The 16421-nt window shown below is 70.5% G+C and carries 14 protein-coding genes; 3 read left to right on the top strand and 11 right to left on the bottom strand.

Annotated features, from left to right (window positions below):
• Nucleotides 1–132 precede the first annotated feature (132 nt).
• From hpnH to hpnC, 7 genes are read right to left on the bottom strand one after another with little or no spacing between them, the layout of a single operon-like run.
• Nucleotides 133–1134, bottom strand: a complete 1002-nt coding sequence (hpnH, locus tag ACZ63D_RS03855) for an adenosyl-hopene transferase HpnH (protein WP_465352774.1) — start codon at nt 1132–1134, stop codon at nt 133–135.
• A 3-nt stretch (nt 1135–1137) separates the two neighbouring features.
• Entirely contained in the window at nt 1138–2607 is a 1470-nt protein-coding gene (gene ispH / locus ACZ63D_RS03850; protein ID WP_465352773.1) for a 4-hydroxy-3-methylbut-2-enyl diphosphate reductase, read from the bottom strand.
• Nucleotides 2604–4511: a squalene--hopene cyclase gene (shc, locus tag ACZ63D_RS03845; protein WP_465352772.1), complete on the bottom strand. Its 1908-nt coding sequence runs from the start codon at nt 4509–4511 to the stop codon at nt 2604–2606. Before shc ends, ispH begins: the two co-directional genes overlap by 4 nt.
• On the bottom strand, nt 4511–5551 hold the full coding sequence (locus ACZ63D_RS03840; protein ID WP_465352771.1) for a polyprenyl synthetase family protein: 1041 nt from the start codon (nt 5549–5551) through the stop codon (nt 4511–4513). Before ACZ63D_RS03840 ends, shc begins: the two co-directional genes overlap by 1 nt.
• Nucleotides 5548–6885 carry a hydroxysqualene dehydroxylase HpnE gene (hpnE, locus tag ACZ63D_RS03835; RefSeq protein WP_465352770.1) on the bottom strand — a complete coding sequence of 446 codons (1338 nt, stop codon included), beginning with the start codon at nt 6883–6885 and terminating at the stop codon, nt 5548–5550. Before hpnE ends, ACZ63D_RS03840 begins: the two co-directional genes overlap by 4 nt.
• Entirely contained in the window at nt 6882–7751 is an 870-nt protein-coding gene (gene hpnD / locus ACZ63D_RS03830; RefSeq protein WP_465352769.1) for a presqualene diphosphate synthase HpnD, read from the bottom strand. Before hpnD ends, hpnE begins: the two co-directional genes overlap by 4 nt.
• The gene (hpnC, locus tag ACZ63D_RS03825) at nt 7748–8614 is read right to left on the bottom strand and encodes a squalene synthase HpnC (RefSeq protein ID WP_465352768.1); all 867 of its coding nucleotides are present in this window, start codon (nt 8612–8614) and stop codon (nt 7748–7750) included. Before hpnC ends, hpnD begins: the two co-directional genes overlap by 4 nt.
• A 150-nt stretch (nt 8615–8764) precedes the next feature.
• On the opposite strand from hpnC, the gene ACZ63D_RS03820 reads away from it, so the two are divergent.
• Nucleotides 8765–9961: a PucR family transcriptional regulator gene (locus ACZ63D_RS03820; protein ID WP_465352767.1), complete on the top strand. Its 1197-nt coding sequence runs from the start codon at nt 8765–8767 to the stop codon at nt 9959–9961.
• Between the two features lie 107 nt (nt 9962–10068).
• On the opposite strand, the gene ACZ63D_RS03815 is transcribed toward ACZ63D_RS03820, so the two are convergent.
• Together ACZ63D_RS03815 and ACZ63D_RS03810 are read right to left on the bottom strand one after the other, a co-directional pair.
• Nucleotides 10069–10818, bottom strand: coding sequence for an SDR family NAD(P)-dependent oxidoreductase (locus ACZ63D_RS03815; RefSeq protein WP_465352766.1), 750 nt, complete (start codon nt 10816–10818; stop codon nt 10069–10071).
• On the bottom strand, nt 10818–11483 hold the full coding sequence (locus ACZ63D_RS03810; RefSeq protein WP_465352765.1) for a VC0807 family protein: 666 nt from the start codon (nt 11481–11483) through the stop codon (nt 10818–10820). The genes ACZ63D_RS03815 and ACZ63D_RS03810 overlap by 1 nt, the downstream gene beginning before the upstream one ends.
• 98 nt (nt 11484–11581) lie before the next feature.
• On the opposite strand from ACZ63D_RS03810, the gene ACZ63D_RS03805 reads away from it, so the two are divergent.
• Nucleotides 11582–12565, top strand: coding sequence for a DMT family transporter (locus ACZ63D_RS03805; RefSeq protein ID WP_465352764.1), 984 nt, complete (start codon nt 11582–11584; stop codon nt 12563–12565).
• Nucleotides 12566–12591: 26 nt separating this feature from the next.
• Entirely contained in the window at nt 12592–15171 is a 2580-nt protein-coding gene (locus ACZ63D_RS03800) for an MGDG synthase family glycosyltransferase (RefSeq protein WP_465353688.1), read from the top strand.
• Here the strand turns inward: ACZ63D_RS03800 and ACZ63D_RS03795 are convergent, their stop codons facing one another.
• Both ACZ63D_RS03795 and msrA read right to left on the bottom strand, forming a co-directional pair.
• The gene (locus ACZ63D_RS03795) at nt 15172–15903 is read right to left on the bottom strand and encodes a DUF427 domain-containing protein (RefSeq protein ID WP_465352763.1); all 732 of its coding nucleotides are present in this window, start codon (nt 15901–15903) and stop codon (nt 15172–15174) included.
• Complete coding sequence (gene msrA / locus ACZ63D_RS03790; protein ID WP_465352762.1) at nt 15900–16397, bottom strand: peptide-methionine (S)-S-oxide reductase MsrA; 498 nt, start codon at nt 16395–16397, stop codon at nt 15900–15902. The genes ACZ63D_RS03795 and msrA overlap by 4 nt, the downstream gene beginning before the upstream one ends.
• Nucleotides 16398–16421: the final 24 nt, after the last annotated feature.

The following is a 16421-nucleotide window of genomic DNA, read 5'->3' as shown; positions in this document are numbered from 1 at the left end:
CCCGGGCACTCCCCGGGGGCGAAGAAATCGCTGCGTACGCATGCGCCCATCATGGCACGCCCGCCGCGCTCACGGCAAACGTCTGTGAGGGGGACCCCGAGGGAATCAGGGTTCCCCTCACAGAGAGCGGGATCAGTGGCCGACGGCGGCCCGGACGGATTCCTTGAGGGAGCCGAGGGTGGCGATCACGGCGGTGGGTTCGTAGCCGCAGTGCGCCATGCAGTTCGAGCAGCGCGGGTCCTTGCCGCGGCCGAAGTTCTCCCATTCGGTCGTATCGATGAGCTCGCGGTACGTCTTCGCGTAACCGTCGTCCAGCAGATAGCACGGGCGCTGCCAGCCGAGCAGCGAGTACGACGGAATGCCCCAGGGCGTGCATTCCAGGTCGCGCTTGCCTTCGAGGAAGTCCAGGAAGACCGGGGAATGGTTGAGCCGCCAGCGTTTCCGGTTGCCGCCGCCGAAGGCCTTGGCGAACAGTTCCCGGGTCTGCTGCACGCCGAGCCAGTGGTCCTGGTCTGGGGCCTTTTCATACGCGTACCCCGGTGAGATCTGCATGTTGTCGACGCCGAGGTCGTTGAGGTAGTCCAGCACGTCGATGACGTCCTGCGGGGTGTCCCCGGTGAAGAACGTCGTGTTCGTCATCACCCGGAAGCCCTTTTCCTTGGCGAGCTTGATCGCGTCGACCGCCGCCTGGAATCCGCCCTCCTTGCGCACCGAAGCGTCGTGCCGTTCTTCGAGGCCGTCGATGTGCACCATCCACGCGAAATTGCGGTGCGGCTTGAATTTGTGGATGTGCTTGGGCAGCAGCAGCGCGTTGGTGCAGAGGAAAATGATCTTGTTGCGGGCGAGCAGCTGCCGGGTGATCTCGTCGATCTGCGGGTGCATCAGCGGTTCGCCGCCCGCGATCGACACCATCGGCGCGCCGCTCTCCTCGATCGCCCCGACCGCCTGCTCCACCGGCATCCGTTGTTTCAGCAGGGTGTGCGGCTGCGCGATCTTGCCGCAGCCGCCGCATTTGAGGTTGCACGCGAAGAGCGGTTCCAGCTCGACCAGGAGCGGGAATTTCTCCTTGCGCAGCAGCTTCTGCTTCATCAGGTAACCGCCCAGCCGAAGAGACTGGCGCAACGGCATAGCCATCGCTCAGAGCACCTCCCGAGGTAGGGTGAACGTCATTTCTTCCTCCGTCAGCTTGTTTTCCGCGACGCTGACCGGACCTAGTCCGCGCAGGGCCTCGACTGTTTCGGCCACCAGCTCCGGCGGCGCCGACGCCCCCGCGGTGAGCCCGATCCGCCGTGTTCCGGCGAGGCGGCGCAGGTCGACGTCGCCGCAGCCGTCCACCAGGACCGCCGGGGTCCCCTCGCGTTCGGCGACTTCCACCAGCCGGCGCGAGTTGGACGAGTTCCCGGAACCCACGACCAGCACCAGATCCACGTCGCGGGCGATCGCGCGCAACGCCTGCTGCCGGTTGGTGGTCGCGTAACAGATATCGTCCTTGCGCGGCGCGGAAAGGCCGGGGAATCGCTCGCGTAGCACGGACGCGATCTCCTCGGCCTCGTCGACCGCCAGGGTGGTCTGCATGGTGTAAGCGGTCCGCGACGGGTCGCGCACGGTGACGGTGCGAGCGGCCGCGACGTCACCGACGACCACCACATCGTCCGGCGCTTCGCCGACGGTTCCCTCGACTTCCTCGTGTTCGGCGTGTCCAATGAGGAATACCGTCTCGCCACGCCCGGTGTAACGGCGGACTTCATTGTGCACCTTGGTAACCAACGGACATGTAGCGTCCACTACGGACAGTCCGCGCTCCGCCGCGGCCCGCCGAACCGCTGGGGAGACGCCGTGTGCGGCGAACACGAGCGTCTCGCCTTCCGGGACTTCCTCCACCTCGTCCACGAACACCGCGCCGAGGCCTTGCAGTCGATGTACGACATGGGTGTTGTGCACGATCTGCCGACGCACGTACACCGGTGCCCCATGCTTTTCCAGCGCTCGCTCGACGATCTCGATCGCCCGCTCCACCCCGGCGCAGAACGACCGCGGACTGGCCAAGAGAACTGTTCGCGGCCCCACTGCTTCCGCCCAGGCAGTGAGCGCGGGAGCGGTTCGGCGGAGGCTCCGCAACCCGGCAAGTCCATTCGTGACAGTCGAAGGATGAAAGAGCGGTTCACCGACAGTGTCCACAATGGCCCGAACCACAGCGAATGGCTCACCGCTGGCAGCGAGCCAAGCGGACTCCATGTCGACAGCCAGCGCACCAGTCGCGGCCAGCGCAGCCCGTTCCCGCTCCCGCACTACGCGCGAACTCCCGACCACCGGTCCGAGATGGACAGTGAGATCAAGACGCCGCAACGCACCCGCCAGCAGCGGTGCGGACGGCACTGGCACCACCCCGGCAGGACCCCGCACCTCGGTGGCGACCACGACGTGCCCCGGCCGCACCTCCGGAGCGAGCCCGCCGCCGAGCCCCGCGACGATCCGCGGCCCGGAGGGAAGCCGGGCCGCAGCGGCGGCGGCCCGGCGAGGCCCGAGTCCAGTGTGGACCGTCCGCGGACCGGGGCCGCGCAGCGCGGCCTGTTCGATCCGCAACGGCGTGCAGACGATCGGGGTCATGACCCGCCCCGGACGTACCGGCCCAGCGCGGACAGCGGGAACACCACGCGATACAGGTGATACGACAGGTAGAAGTCGCCCGGGAACCCGGTGCCGGTGTGCTTGTCCTCGTCCCAGCCGCCGTCCGGCCGCTGCCGTTCGCACAGCCACTCGACGCCCCGGCGGACCGCTTCGGACTCCCGTTCCCCGGCGGCGAGCAGCGCCAGCAACGCCCACGCGGTCTGTGACGGCGTCGAATCACCTCGCCCGGCCCACGACCGATCCTTGTACGACCGCAGATCCTCGCCCCATCCGCCGTCGTCGTTCTGGTGCTCGGCCAGCCATTCCACCGCGCGCCGGATTCGCGGGTCCGATCCCGGGATCCCGGCGGCCACCAGCGCGGGCACCACCGCGCCCGTGCCGTACACGTAATTCGCGCCCCAGCGGCCGAACCACGAGCCGTCCTCTTCCTGGTTGTCCCACAGCCACCGGACGCCGCGCCGACAGGCGCGCGTGTCGGTTTTCCCTTCCGCCGCCAGCATTTCGACCACATGCGCGGTCACGTCCGCCGACGGCGGGTCGATCACCGCGCCGAAATCGCAGAACGGCAGCCGAGTGGTCAGCACTTGCGTGTTGTCCGCGTCGAAGGCGCCCCAGCCGCCGTCGCTGGACTGCATTCCTTCCAGCCACGCCACGCTCCGGTCGACCGCCTCCCGGATCCGCAAGTGATCCGGTTTGCCCATGCGCCGCAGCGCGAGCACCACCTCGGCGGTGTCGTCGGTGTCCGGGTAGCCGTCGTTGGCGAACTCGAACGCGAATCCGCCCGGCTCCAGCGAAGGTCGCCGCACCGCCCAGTCGCCGGGCACCCGGATTTCCTCGCCCAGCATCCATTCCGCCGCGCGGACCAGGGTTTCGTCGCCGGGGGAGACGCCCGCGTCGAGCAGCGCGGTCATCGCCAGCGCGGTGTCCCACACCGGCGACTGGCACGCTTCGAGCCGGCGCACCCAGCCCTGCTCGGTCTTCTCCCGGATGGTGAATCCGTCCAGCCCCGCGATCCCGGCCTTGAGCGCGGGATGGTCGAGCGGATAGCCGAGCAGGTGCAGCGCGAGGATCGAGTACACCCACGGCGGCTGGATCCCGCCCCACGACCCGTCCGCCTCCTGCCGCGCGAGGATCCATTCGGCCGCTTGTTTCATCGCCAGTTTGCGTACCGGGTTGAGCGGCAGTTTCGCGTAGGCGTGCAGTGCGGTGTCGAGGTTCTGGAACACGCCGTCCCACGTCCACGGCGCGCGGGTCTTCGGCGGTCGCTTGCCGGTGCGCAGCTCGGCGACGTCGAAGGGCAGCTTCCGCACCGGGCGCAGCGTGCCGACGATGGTCAGCGGCACGATGGTCTGCCGGGCCCAGCAGGCGAAGTCGTAGACGTTGAGAGGGAACCACGACGGCAGGAAGATCAGCTCCGGCGGCAGGCTCGGCAGGTCGTCCCACGACCACTGGCCGACCATCGCGAGCCAGATCCGGGTGAACACCCGGGTCGCCTCGATCCCGCCGTGCTCGCGGATCCACTCCGCGGCCGTGGCCAGCCAGGGCGCGTCCGCCGGATCGCCGGCCAGCCGGAGCGCGACCCACGCCTCGACTGTGGTGGAGAGATCGGCCGGGCCGTCCGGGAAGTTCGCCCAGGTGCCGTCGGCGCGCTGCTGCGAACGGATCCAGCGCGCGGATTCCTCGGCGGCCTGCGGGGTGAGGATGCCGAGGAAATGCCGCAGCAGCAGGTCTTCGGCGTCCATGGTGACATTGGTGGCGAGTTCGCCCTTCCACCAGCCGGCGTCGTTCTGCTCGCGGCGCAGGAACTCGACCGCCGCGGCGACCGTGTCGGCGGCCGTGCGGCGGGTTGCGGGCGCGGAGGCCCGAGGGACGGTCTGGGTCATCACGCTTCCCTTCCGGCGATGAAACGGGCGATCGAAACGAGGTCGGCGCGCGGTCCCGGCGGGATGACGGCCAGCGCTTGCTCGGCGGTGGCGACGTGCCGCGCTGCTTCCGCGGTGGCCCAGGTGCGGCCGCCCGCGTCGTCCACCAGCGCGGCGATCCGGGCGAGGTCGGTGTCGTCGTCCCCGGCGAGCCATTCGGCGAGCCGGCGGCCCGCCGCGCCGCCGTGCGTGGTCGCGTAGGTGATCGGCAGCGACTTCTTGCGTGCTTGCAGGTCGGAGTACACCGATTTCCCGGTGACCGCCGGATCGCCCCAGATCCCGAGCACGTCGTCGACGAGCTGGAACGCCAGCCCGATCTCCTCGCCGAACACCGCGAGCGCGTCGACCACCTCGGCGGGCGCCCCGGCGAGCACCGCCCCGATCGCGGCGCTGGCGGACAGCAGCGCACCGGTTTTCCCGGCGGCCATCGTCACGCATTCGGCGAGCCCGACGTCGTCGCGCTGCTCGAACGCGACGTCCAGGAACTGGCCGTGGATGAGCCGCCGGGTGGTCTCGGTGAGCAGCCGTCCGGCCGCGACCGCGTGCGGGGAACCGCTGTCCAGCACCACTTCCTGGGCGAGCGCGAGCATCGCGTCCCCGGTCAGGATCGCGCTCGCGGACCCCCACAGCGCCCACACCGTGGGCCGGTGGCGGCGTTCGGTGTCGCCGTCCATCAGATCGTCGTGGACGAGCGAGAAGTTGTGCACCAGTTCCACCGCGACCGCTCCGGGCACCCCGGTCTCCACCGGCGCGCCCGCGGCCTGCGCGGACACCACGGCGAGCGCCGAACGCACGGCCTTGCCTCCGTTGCCTTGCACCGGCACACCGTTCGGGTCGGTCCAGCCGAGGTGGTAGGCGCTGATCGCGCGGCTGGTGTCGTCCAGCCGGTCGACGGCGGCGCGCAACGCTGGCTGCACGACGTCCCGGGCGGTGCCGAGCACCGGCGGCGCCGCGGAGCGCACGGCTGTCGTCTTCGCGGCAGAAAATACGTCGGCGGTCATGCTCCGACTCCCTCCCTCTTACCGTTGTGCTGAAGAAGGGCAGCGGCCGCAGCTGCGCCACTGCGCGCGGCGCCCTCCATCGTCGCGGGCCATCCGGTCGCCGTCCACGCACCCGCCAGGTACAGCCCGGGCAGGGCGGTGCGCGCGGGCGGACGCAGCGAGGCGGTGCCGGGACCGGGCCGGAACGTCGCGTGCCGCTCGCGGGTGACGAAAAAGTCGAGCACCTGGGCGCCGCGCGCCTCGGGCAGCAGCGTCAGCAGTTCCGGAAGCAGCTGATCGCGCAGTTTTGCGGTGGGCAGGTCGATTTGCGCGTCCGCGGCGGACAGCGACATCGCGAGGTACTGCCCGGAGTCCAAACCGGACTGTCGCGTTCGGTCGAACACCCACTGCACCGGCGTGCGCACGCCCGCGACGAAAGGTTCGTCGAGGACCTTCCGGTCGAGCACCACGTGCACGTTCACGATCGGCGAGCTGCCGAGCCCGCCGGACCAGCCCGGCGGCAGCGCGATCGCCCCGGTCGGCGCGAGCTGTTCGGTTACCGGCGGAGGAGTGGCGAGCACGACCTGACCGAACTCTTCCTCACCGCGGTCGGTGGTGATTCGCCAGCCTTCGCTGATCGCCCGGACCTTCGTGCCGACCCGGACGTCCGCGCCCGCTTCGATCAGCCGTTCACGCGCCGGATCTCCGTGCAATTCCCGCAACGGCACCAACGACCATCCGATGTCGGCGGCAGCCGGATCGGTGAGCAGCCCCTCCTGGAACACCGTCGCGGCGAGACTGAGCGACGCGTCATCGGCCGTCGCGTTGAGCGTTGCCACGCCGACCAGATCCCACAACGCTTCGATCGCCGCCGCGCTCTGCCCGTGGCGACGCAGCCATTCCCCGAAGGACTGGCGATCCGTGCGGTCGGACTTCGGGTCGACCCGGCGCAACGCGAGCGCGGCGAGCGCGAACCGGGCCCGGTCGAGCGGGCGCAGCGGGTCGTAGCGCAGCAGCGACGTGGCCAGGTGCAGCGGCGCGGGCAGGTCGTCGCGGCGCAGCCAGGTCGGCCCGGCCGCGCCCGGCAGGCGGATCGGGATTTCCAGCCGGGGCTGCAAAGTCACCCGGTCCGCGACGCCGAGCCGGTCGAGCAGCGCGCGATAAGCGGTGCAGCAGCGCAGGAATACGTGCTGTCCATTGTCGACCCGCAGCTCGCCACGAGTGAACGAATGGGTGAGCCCGCCCAGATGCGGCCGGGCCTCGAACAGGGTCACCGGCCGTCCGGCGTCGGCGCAGGCGAGCGCGGCGGCGATGCCCGCGAGGCCGCCGCCGACCACCGCGACCGCGGCGGTCATCGGCCGATCCCGGTCAGCGCCCGGAACGCCACCACCGCCTTTTCCCGTCCGGACAACGAAAGCCGCCGGTCGAACACGCGGGCGGGCTGTTCGTCGATCCGGTCCAGCAGGGTGCGGTAGATGCCCGACATCGCGGTGCAGCACGCGGCGCTGCGACCGTCCAAAGAGGGCACCAGGCGCAGGCCGCGGGCGTACCAGTCGCGAGCCCGCACGGCGCTGTCGTGGATCAGCGCGGTGAGCCCGCCTTCGGGATCGGCCAGTTTCCCGTCCGGGCCGACGGACAGCTCGACCCCGAACCGGTCGAGGTCCTCTTTGGGCAGATACACCCGGCCGTTGAGCAGGTCCTCGCGGATGTCGCGCAGGATATTGGTCTGCTGCAAGGCGATCCCCAGCTCGTCGGCGTACACCGGTGCGTTCGGCTCCGGACGGCTGCCGAACACGCCGAGGCACAGCCGCCCGACCGAACCCGCCACGCACCGGCAGTACTCGACCAGATCCTCGAACCGCACGTACTCGCGGCCGGTCACGTCCATCTCGACGCCGTCGAGCAGTTCCTCGAACGCGCCGAGCGGAATCGGGTACCGGCGTGCGGCGTCGGCGACCGCGACGTACACCGGATCGGTGGTCGCGGAGAGGTCGCCGAGCGATTTCCGCACCCCGGCGAGCCCGGACAGCTTGGTCTCGGCGGACGCTTCGGTGTCGTCGCCGATGTCGTCGATGATCCGGGCCAGCGCGTACACCGCGCACAACGCCGCACGTTTGTCCGGCGGCAGCAACCGGATTCCGTAGTAGAAGTTACGCGCTTGTTTCTTGGTGACCGCCGCGCAATGCGCGTAGGCCTCGTCCACTGTGCCCAGTGCCGTCATGCGGACCGCCTCCTCGTGCCGACTTGCAGCCACCCCAGCCAACTCAGCAGCCCGGCCCGGCTCGGCCGGACCGGTGCGGACAGCACGTCGCCGCCGCTCGCGCGCAGGGCGTCGACCGTCGCGAGCCCGCCGGCCAGGAAGCCGCTCACCGCGAACCGCCCCCAGCCGGACAGGTACCCGAGCAAATCCGCGCCGCCGCCCAGCAGGGCGGCGGCGCGGCCGGTTTCCCACCGCATCAGCGCTTTCACCCTCGGCGACGCGTGCGCGGCGCCCAGTTCCTCCTCGGCGACGCCGAATTCGGCGAGGTCCTCCTGCGGCAGGTACACCCGCCCGTTGCGGTAGTCCTCGCCGACGTCCTGCCAGTGCTCCACGAGCTGGAGCCCGGTGCAGATCCGGTCGGACAGCTCCGCGGCGGCCGGATCGGCCACGCCGAGCAGGTCGAGCACGATCCGCCCGACCGGGTCCGCGGAAAGCCGGCAGTAGGCCAGCAGGTCCGCGAAGGCCGGATAGCGGTGCACTCGCTGGTCCTGGAGGTTCGCCTGGACCAGCCGCTGGAACGGTTCCTCGGTCAGCCGTCCGGCCCGGATCGCGGGCAGAAGTCCACGGACAACGGGGTCTTTCGGTTCCCCTCCGCCGAACGCCGCGGACAGGTCGGCGGAGAACTCCTCGAGCAGCGCGACCCGGTCGCCCTCGGCCTCGTCGCCCAGATCGTCCACAGTGCGCGCGACGGAATAGACCGCGACGAGGTCGGCGCACAGCTTTTCCGGCAGCACCCGCAGGGCCACCGGGAAGTTTTCCGCGCGCCGTTTCTCTCGCAGTCCTGACGTGTCCGGAACGTGACGGACACCCGCTGTGGATCTCATCCTCGTCAGTGTCGCGCCCCCGGACGGGCGGCTTCTGCCGCCGGAAAGCGAATTTCGGTGGCTTCGACTTGGCACGAGAGGCCAAAGTGGGGACAGGATGTCCCGAGGCGACCCGAGACCGCTGCCTGCGACGGAAGGACTCCCGGACACATGGGACCAGATCAGGTGACCCGGCTTGACGAATTGGAAACGGTGGTGACCCGCCGGCTGCCCGCCATGCTCAACGAGGTCCGCGACCAGCTCGCGGACGAACATCCCGACTACGCGGAGTTCCTCACCGAAGAACTGGCCGACCTCGTCGCCGCCAGCGCGGGATTCGTCCGGCGGCTGATCGACATCGCGGCCGAGCCCGCCGAGCGGCTGCCGGAGCTGGGGTCCGGCGTCGAGCAGACGGTGTTCGAGGAAATCGGGCGGGCGCAATACCAACAGGGCAGGCGGGTCACGAGCCTGCTGTCCGCTTACCGGGTCGGCGCGCGCGTGGCGTGGCGGTACGTCTCGGAAGCCGCGCTCGATCTCGACGTGCCCGCTGAACTGTTCGCCTCTCTCGCCACCACTGTGTTCGCTCTGGTGGACCAGCTTTCCGAATCTTCACTTCGCGGTTACCTGCAGGAGCAGTCGGACGCGGTACGCGCGCGGGAACGCCTGCGCGACGAGCTGACCGCGCTGCTGCTGTCCGACCGCGCGGACAAGGCCGCGGTGCGGGCCGCGGCGGCGCGCGCGGACTGGCGGTTGCCGAAGCACGCCGCGGTCGTGCTGGTGGAGGACGAGAACGAGCTGGGCCGGGAATTGGTGTTCCGCCTCGAAGACAGCTGCCTGCGGCTGCGGAGGCCCGGCAAGGTCGTGGCGATCGTGCCGGACCCGGGCGGCCCCGGCAGGCGCGCGTGGCTGGCTCGCGCGCTGCGGGGCGGCGGCGCGGTGGTCGGCGCGACGGTGCCGCTCGACCGGCTCCCGGCCAGCCTGCGCATCGCCGAGGTGACCGCCCGGCTGCGCCGCGACCACCTGCTCAGCGACGATCCGGTGTTCGCCGACGAACATCTCGACGCGATCATCGTGCACCGCGACGACCGCCTGCTCGACGTGCTGCGAAGACAAGCCCTTGCCCCGCTTGACGAGCTGAACGAATCCGCGCGGGAACGCTTGTCCACCACGCTCACGTCGTGGCTGCTGCATCTGGGGGACCGCAAGGCGGTCGCGGAGGATCTGCACATCCACCCGCAGACGGTGTCGTACCGGCTCGGCCGCCTGCACGACCTGTTCGGGCCGTCGCTGGACGACCCGGCCGTGCGCGCGACACTGGTGCTGGCGCTGGCCTGGGGACCGCCGGGGGAGGTGGACGAAACCGCCTGATCGGGGAGATTCCCTGATGCGGCAGGACCGGGGACGTGCTTGGGTCTCGGGAGTGGCGATGCCGGCAGGAACCGGCGTTCCCGGGGGAGGAGGTTCGCGTGGACGCGTCAGCTTTCGGCGCCGAAACGTGCCGCGAGGGCGCGGTACAGGCCGGGTGCCGTGCCGCGCAGCGCGACGGGGACGCGCAGCCAGCGCGGCACGTAGTAATCGCCCGGACGCGCGGCGGCGCGCACCACGGCGGCGGCCACGCGTTCGGCGCTCACCGGACGTGGTGTGCCGCGGGTGTACGGACGGCCGCGCCGCTCGAAGAATTCAGTGCGTACCACGCCGGGAACTACGATTCCGACCGTCACTCCGGTGCCGTGCAACTCGAAACGAAGGCTGTCGGCGAAAGCGTCCACACCGGACTTTGCCGCCGCGTAAACGGCTTCCCCGGCGACGCCGGTGCGTCCGGCGATCGACGACACGAAAACGATCTGCCCGTGGTCGCGCCGCAGCATCGCGGGCAGCAGTGCGCGGGTGAGGTCGAGCGGCGCGGTCAGGTTCACCGCGACGAGGTGCCGCAGCCGCTCCGCGGGCAGGTCCGGCAGGGGACCGGCCCAGCCGAGACCGGCGTTGTTGACGAGCAGATCCACCGATCCGGTGATCGTCAGCGCGCGTTCGGCGAGCTCGGCCGCCGCGGCCGGGTCCGCGAGGTCGGCGGCGAGTGCGGTGCCGCCGGTCTCCCTGGCGAGGGCGGCCAGCCGGTCTTCGTTGCGGCCGTGCAGCAGCACGTGGACGCCGGAGCGGGCGAGCTTGCGCGCGGTAGCGGCGCCGATGCCCGACGAAGCGCCGGTGACGAGAGCGGTGCGGGCCATCAGGCGACGGGCAGCGCGGCCGGGCTGTGGCCCATGCGCAGCGTGATGCCCGCCGAGCGCAGCGAGCGCCGGAACCACCACAGCGAACCGGCGATGGCCAGCCCGATCACCGAATACGAGCCCGCGGTGCTCACCATGAGGAAGTTGCCGACCGTTTCCCGGGCGAGCATCAGCAGCGTCACGCCGCCGTTCACCGCGAACACCAGCCCCCACAGCACCGACACGCGCTGGAAGAACCTGCGCATTCCGGGGTGCCCGGACAGCGTTTCCGGGAATGCGCAGAAATCGCCGGCCAGCCGCGCGAGCAGCGGTTTGTTGAACGGCGCGGACACCAGGAACAGGCCGGCGACGAGGAAATTCTGTAGAGTCGGCTGCAGGAAGTACAGGAAAGCGCTGCCGGTCGCCAGGCCCAGCACAGTGCGCGCGACCAGCAGCGCGGTGGTCAGCAGCAGCACCGCGGGGATCTTCTTGCGCAGCGCCAGCCGGGCGCCGACGACGGCGACCGACCAGCAGAGCGCGGCGATGACCCCGCTGTCGAAGCTCACCAGGGTGAGCAGGAGATAGAAGAGGCCGGCCGGCACCAGCGCCGATTCGAGCAGATGCCGGCCCCCGTCCACCACGAGACTGCGGAACGAGGGGAGGTCGATCGTATGGGGGTGTCGCATGCGGGTTCTGCTGCCTCCGGTGCCAACCGGGCGACTCGGCCTCGGACAAGGCTCGAGCATAAGCGCGGCGGATGGGGACGGTGTGAGGTGAAGAGTCCGTGACAGTTACGGGGATGTCGCTGGTCGTGGCTGTCCCCGCCGCCGTGGCCGGCGCGGCGTGCATGGGACTCGCGAGCGCAGCGCAGGCCAGGGCGACCAAAGAAGTGGAAACCGGCAAGCCGCTCGACCTGACGCTCTTCAAGCGGCTCGTCGGACGACCATTGTGGCTCATCGGGATCGCGGCGACCATCCTGGGTCTCGTGCTGCAGCTCGTGGCGCTCGCGTTCGGGCCGTTGCTGCTGGTCCAGCCGCTGCTCGTGACGTCGCTCATGTTCGCCGGGCTGGCGTCCGCGCGGCTGGAGCGCCGCCGCCCGGACCGCACGATGAGCCTCGGGGGACTGCTGTGCGTGGCCGGGCTGGCCGCGTTCCTCGTGATCGCCCGGCCGAGCGGCAACAGCGAAACGCTCGTCAGCGGGGGCGACCTGCTGCCGCTCGGCATCGCGCTCGCCGCGCTCACGCTGATCTCGCTTGTTGTTGCCGCGTCAACGAATTCGGGATCGTGGCGGGTGCTCGGGCTGGCCGTCGCCACCGGCGTGCTGTACGGCCTCACCGCCGGATTGATGAAGGTGGTCGCGGGCCAGTTCCGCGTGGGGATCGACGAACCGTTCCGGCACTGGACGCTGTATCTGGTGTGCGTCGTGGGGCCGCTGGGGTTCTTGTTGAGCCAGAACACGTTCCAGCAGGGCCGGTTCCTGACGCCCGCGCTCGCCGTGATCACCGCGCTGGATCCGCTGGTCGGCGTCGCCATCGGGCTGTCGTGGATGGGCGAATCGGCCGACGGGAGGCCGCTGGCGCTGTTCGGCGAGGCGCTGTCCGGGCTGGTGATCGTGGTCGGGATCGCGCTGCTGTCCACGCGCGCGTCGCATTTGTCGGCGGAATCGGAAACGCCGCCGGACGAAGAGGAAACCGCATCGGAAGAATCCGGCGAACGGCCCGATTCGGACCCGGACGACGGGTACGGCCTCGCCGGGACCGCCTGCTAGCGAAAAAGGGGGCAGCGTTGGAGCGCGTGCTGATCGTGTCCGCGAACATGGGGCAGGGGCACAACGCCACGGGACGCGCGCTCGAGGACGCGATACGGCGGCGCTGGCCGGACGCCACCGTGCGGTGGATCAACGCGCTGGAGCGGCTCGGCCCCGGATTCGAGGGGCTTTTCCAGCGGATTTACGTCGCCAATGTGGAAAGCGTCCCGTGGCTTTACGAGTTCTTTTACGGCGCGATCTGGCGGATTCCGTGGTTCGCCGCCGCCTCCCGGTGGTTCACCGCTTCCTGGTGCGGGCGGCGGCTGGCGAAACCGGTCGCCGAATTCTCCCCGGACCTGGTGCTGTCGACGTATCCGATGGGCACCGCGGGCCTGGCCTGGCTGCGCCGCAAGGGAAAGCTGCCCGCGCCGATCGGTGCGTGGGTTTCGGACTTCGCGCCGCATCCGTTCTGGGTATACGGCGCGGCTGATCTCACCATGGTGATGCACGAGGTCGCGGTCGCGCCCGCGCTGCGCTCGTCGCCGTCGGCGCATGTCGGGGTCTCCGCGCCGCCCGTGCGCGCGGTGTTCCGGCCGGGGGACCAGACGGCCGCGCGGCACGAGCTCGACCTGCCGCCGGACGCGTTCGTGCCGCTGGTTTCGTGCGGGTCGCTGGGTTTCGGCGAAATCGAGACCACGGTGCGGGAGCTGCTGGCGGCGGACCCGTCGGTCGTGCCGGTCGCGATCTGCGGGCGCAACGACGCGGTGGCCGCCAGGCTGCGGGCGCTGGGCGAACCGCGGCTGCGCGTGGTCGGCTGGACGGACCAGCCGGAGGTGTACACGCTCGCGGCGGACGTCGTGGTGACGAACGCGGGCGGCGCGACGTCGCTGGAGGCGCTGGCATGCGGCCGGCCGGTGCTGATGCATCACCCGATCGCCGCGCACGGCAAGGCCAACGCCCGGCTGATGGCGGCGGCCGGACTCGCCCTGGTGTCCACAAAGGACGGTGAGCTGGCGGAGACGGTGCGGGGCCTGCTGGCGCGACCGGAACGCCTCAAGGAGATGGCGGAAGCCGTTGCCCGGCATTGCGAAACGGCGACCCCGCTGGCGACCGCGCTGGAGTCGCTCGTTTCCGAACCGCTCAACCCGCCGACGCAGCGGTTGCGGCCGGAGGACGCGCTGTTCGTGCACGTGGCCACTCCGGAGGTACCGCAACAGGTCGGGGCGGTGCTGGTGTTCGACCCGAAGGCGGACGGCATGCCAGTCACCCGTGCGGACGCTGAGCACCTGCTGGCCGCCACGCCGGGCCTGCGCACGCGCTTGCTGCCCGGCAGCGGGTTGTGGCGGGCGCGGTGGCAGGAGGACCCGGCCCGGACTTCGGCGGATGTGCTGACGTCCGTGCGGATCGGCCCCGATGCGCCGCTGGAGGTGGCTCTGACCGGGGAGATGGACGCGTTTTTCTCGGAACCGGTGACACCGGAACATCCGGTACGGGCGCGGCTGGTGACCGGGATCGAGGGGGAGCAGGGGGCGCTGCTGATCGCGCTGCACCATGCGGCGAGTGATGGGATCGCGGTGATCAGTGCGCTGGTGGGGCAGGCTCGGGGGAAGGAGCCGTTGGAGCCGGTGGCGGTGGCTCGGCGGAGGGGGTGGAGTCGCCCGAATGTGGCCTTGGGTGCCGGTGATGCGCCGGATGCCGCGTTGGGGCGCAACGGGTCTCAGCCCGTGGGGAGTGCGCGAGTGCGGTCGGGGGTCGTCCGGCTGGCGGCGCCGGTTCGCGAGGTGCTCGCTCGCGTGGCGGGTCCGGTATGGCACGGGCTTGAACGGCCAGCGGAATCGGCTGGTGGTTCTGGCATCGCCGAGTCGGATCGTGCCAAGCCCAGCCCAGGTCCCCGAACCCGCAGCCACGCCGCCGATCTCGCCCGCGGCGTCTGGGCCCTAGCCCGGGCCGGTGCCGCACCCCGGGTCCGCTGGGAGAAGCGCATCGACAGCCCCCAGCGGCATTTCGCGCGGGCGCATCTCTCCGCCCCCGAAGTTCGGAAGGCCGCGCGGCGGCTGGGGGTGCCGACGACCAACCTCGTCCTCGCGCTCGTCGCCGAGGCCCTGCATCGCGAGCTGGGCGCGAACGCGCCGGAGCGGCTTCGGGTGCTGATCCCGATGTCCGTCCGCGACACCGGGACCTTCCGCCAGCTCGGCAACCACACCGGTGCGGCGTCGGTGGACCTGCCGACCGGCGCGATGTCGCTGCCGGAGCGGGTGCGGGCGACGGACCGGATGCTGTCCGACCAGGTCGGCCGCGGTGCGCCTCGCGCGGGCAACGCGGTCGTGCGCGTGCTCGGGGTCCTGCCTCCGGCGTTGCACCGCCGGGCGGCCAAGCTCGTCTACCGCGGAACGTGGTTCAGCGTCATCGCCTCGGTGCTTCCCGGCGCGCGGTCGCCGGTGGTGCTCAACGGTGCGCGGGTCCGCACGGTGTACCCGGTTTTGTCGCTGGCTCCTGGGGTTCCGGTGGCGGTCGGCATCATGACGTGGGCGGACCGGTTCACCGTCTGCATCACCGTGCCCGCCGGACAGGACGAGCGCGGCGACCGGCTGGCGGCCTCGGTGCTGGAGGCGTTCAGCCGGGTGTAGTCACTGCGAGAAGTGCGTGCGCGGGCGGGGGAGAAGTTCGCCGTCTACTTCGATGTCCACCATCTCGTTGTAGAACGCCACCAGTCCGGCGATGGGCTGCACGGCCGCGGCCGGGTAGGCGTAGGTCCAGGCGAGGTGTTCGTGCAGCACGTCGCCGACGCGGACGGACCAGTAGCCGGATGTTTCGCCCTTGTACGGGCAGGCGGTGACCATGCCGGGTTCGGCGACGAGGTGCGTGAAATCGACCTCGGTGCGGTTGAAGTAATACCTCGTCGGCAGGCCGGTTTCGAACAGCAGCACCGGCGACGACGATTCCGCCAGCGTCACTCCGTCGAGTCGCACTCGGACGTGCCGGGTAGAGCGCAGGGCGTCCACCCGCGTGTACGGATTGCGCGGGTGGACGAAAACCTGTTCGTCCTCTTCGAACCAGGCGTCCAGCGCGTCCCAGGAGAACCGGACGTGTCCGGGTAGGACGGAGTCGTTTATCCAAGCGGCGGCAGGCTTTTCGACCTCGCCCACGCGCAGCGAGAGCCGCCCGTCGTCCTTGGGGGCCAGCGCGCCGGGGAGAACGTCGTCGAGCGGGAAGTAGAACTGCGGATAGTGGGGCCATTCCCAGACGTATTTCGCCCGCGTGCTGTCCACAACGGTCTGCCCGGCGAGCACTCCGCGCACTCGCCGGGGGACCGGTTCGACGTGTCCGGTGTGGACTGCCGCCGCTGGGTAATCCGTCATGCGCGCTTGGGGAGTTTCCAGCCGGGGCGGGGGAAGTGGCAGGTGTAGCCGTGGGGGTAGCGCTGGAGGTAGTCCTGGTGTTCGGGTTCGGCTTCCCAGAAGTCTCCGGCGGGGGTGACTTCGGTGACGACTTTGCCGGGCCAGAGGCCGGAGGCGTCGACGTCGGCGATGGTGTCTTCGGCGATGCGTTTCTGCTCGTCGGTGGTGTAGAAGATGGCGGAGCGGTAGCTGGTGCCGATGTCGTTGCCCTGGCGGTTTTTGGTGGTGGGGTCGTGGACCTGGAAGAAGAATTCGAGCAGGGCGCGGAAGTCGGTCTGCTGCGGGTCGTAGGTGACTTCGATGGTTTCGGCGTGGGTGCCGTGGTTGCGGTAGGTGGCGTTGGGCACGTCGCCGCCGCTGTAGCCGACGCGGGTGGCGGTGACGCCGGGCTGGTGGCGGAACAGCTCCTCCATGCCCCAGAAACACCCGCCGGCCAGAATCGCTTTTTCCGTCATTTCCTCTTCTTTCCCGTCAAGGAA

This window comes from Amycolatopsis sp. NPDC104775, from assembly GCF_055583325.1.
Note: the sequence above shows the minus strand (reverse complement) of the source record. Positions and strands in the feature narration are given on the sequence as shown.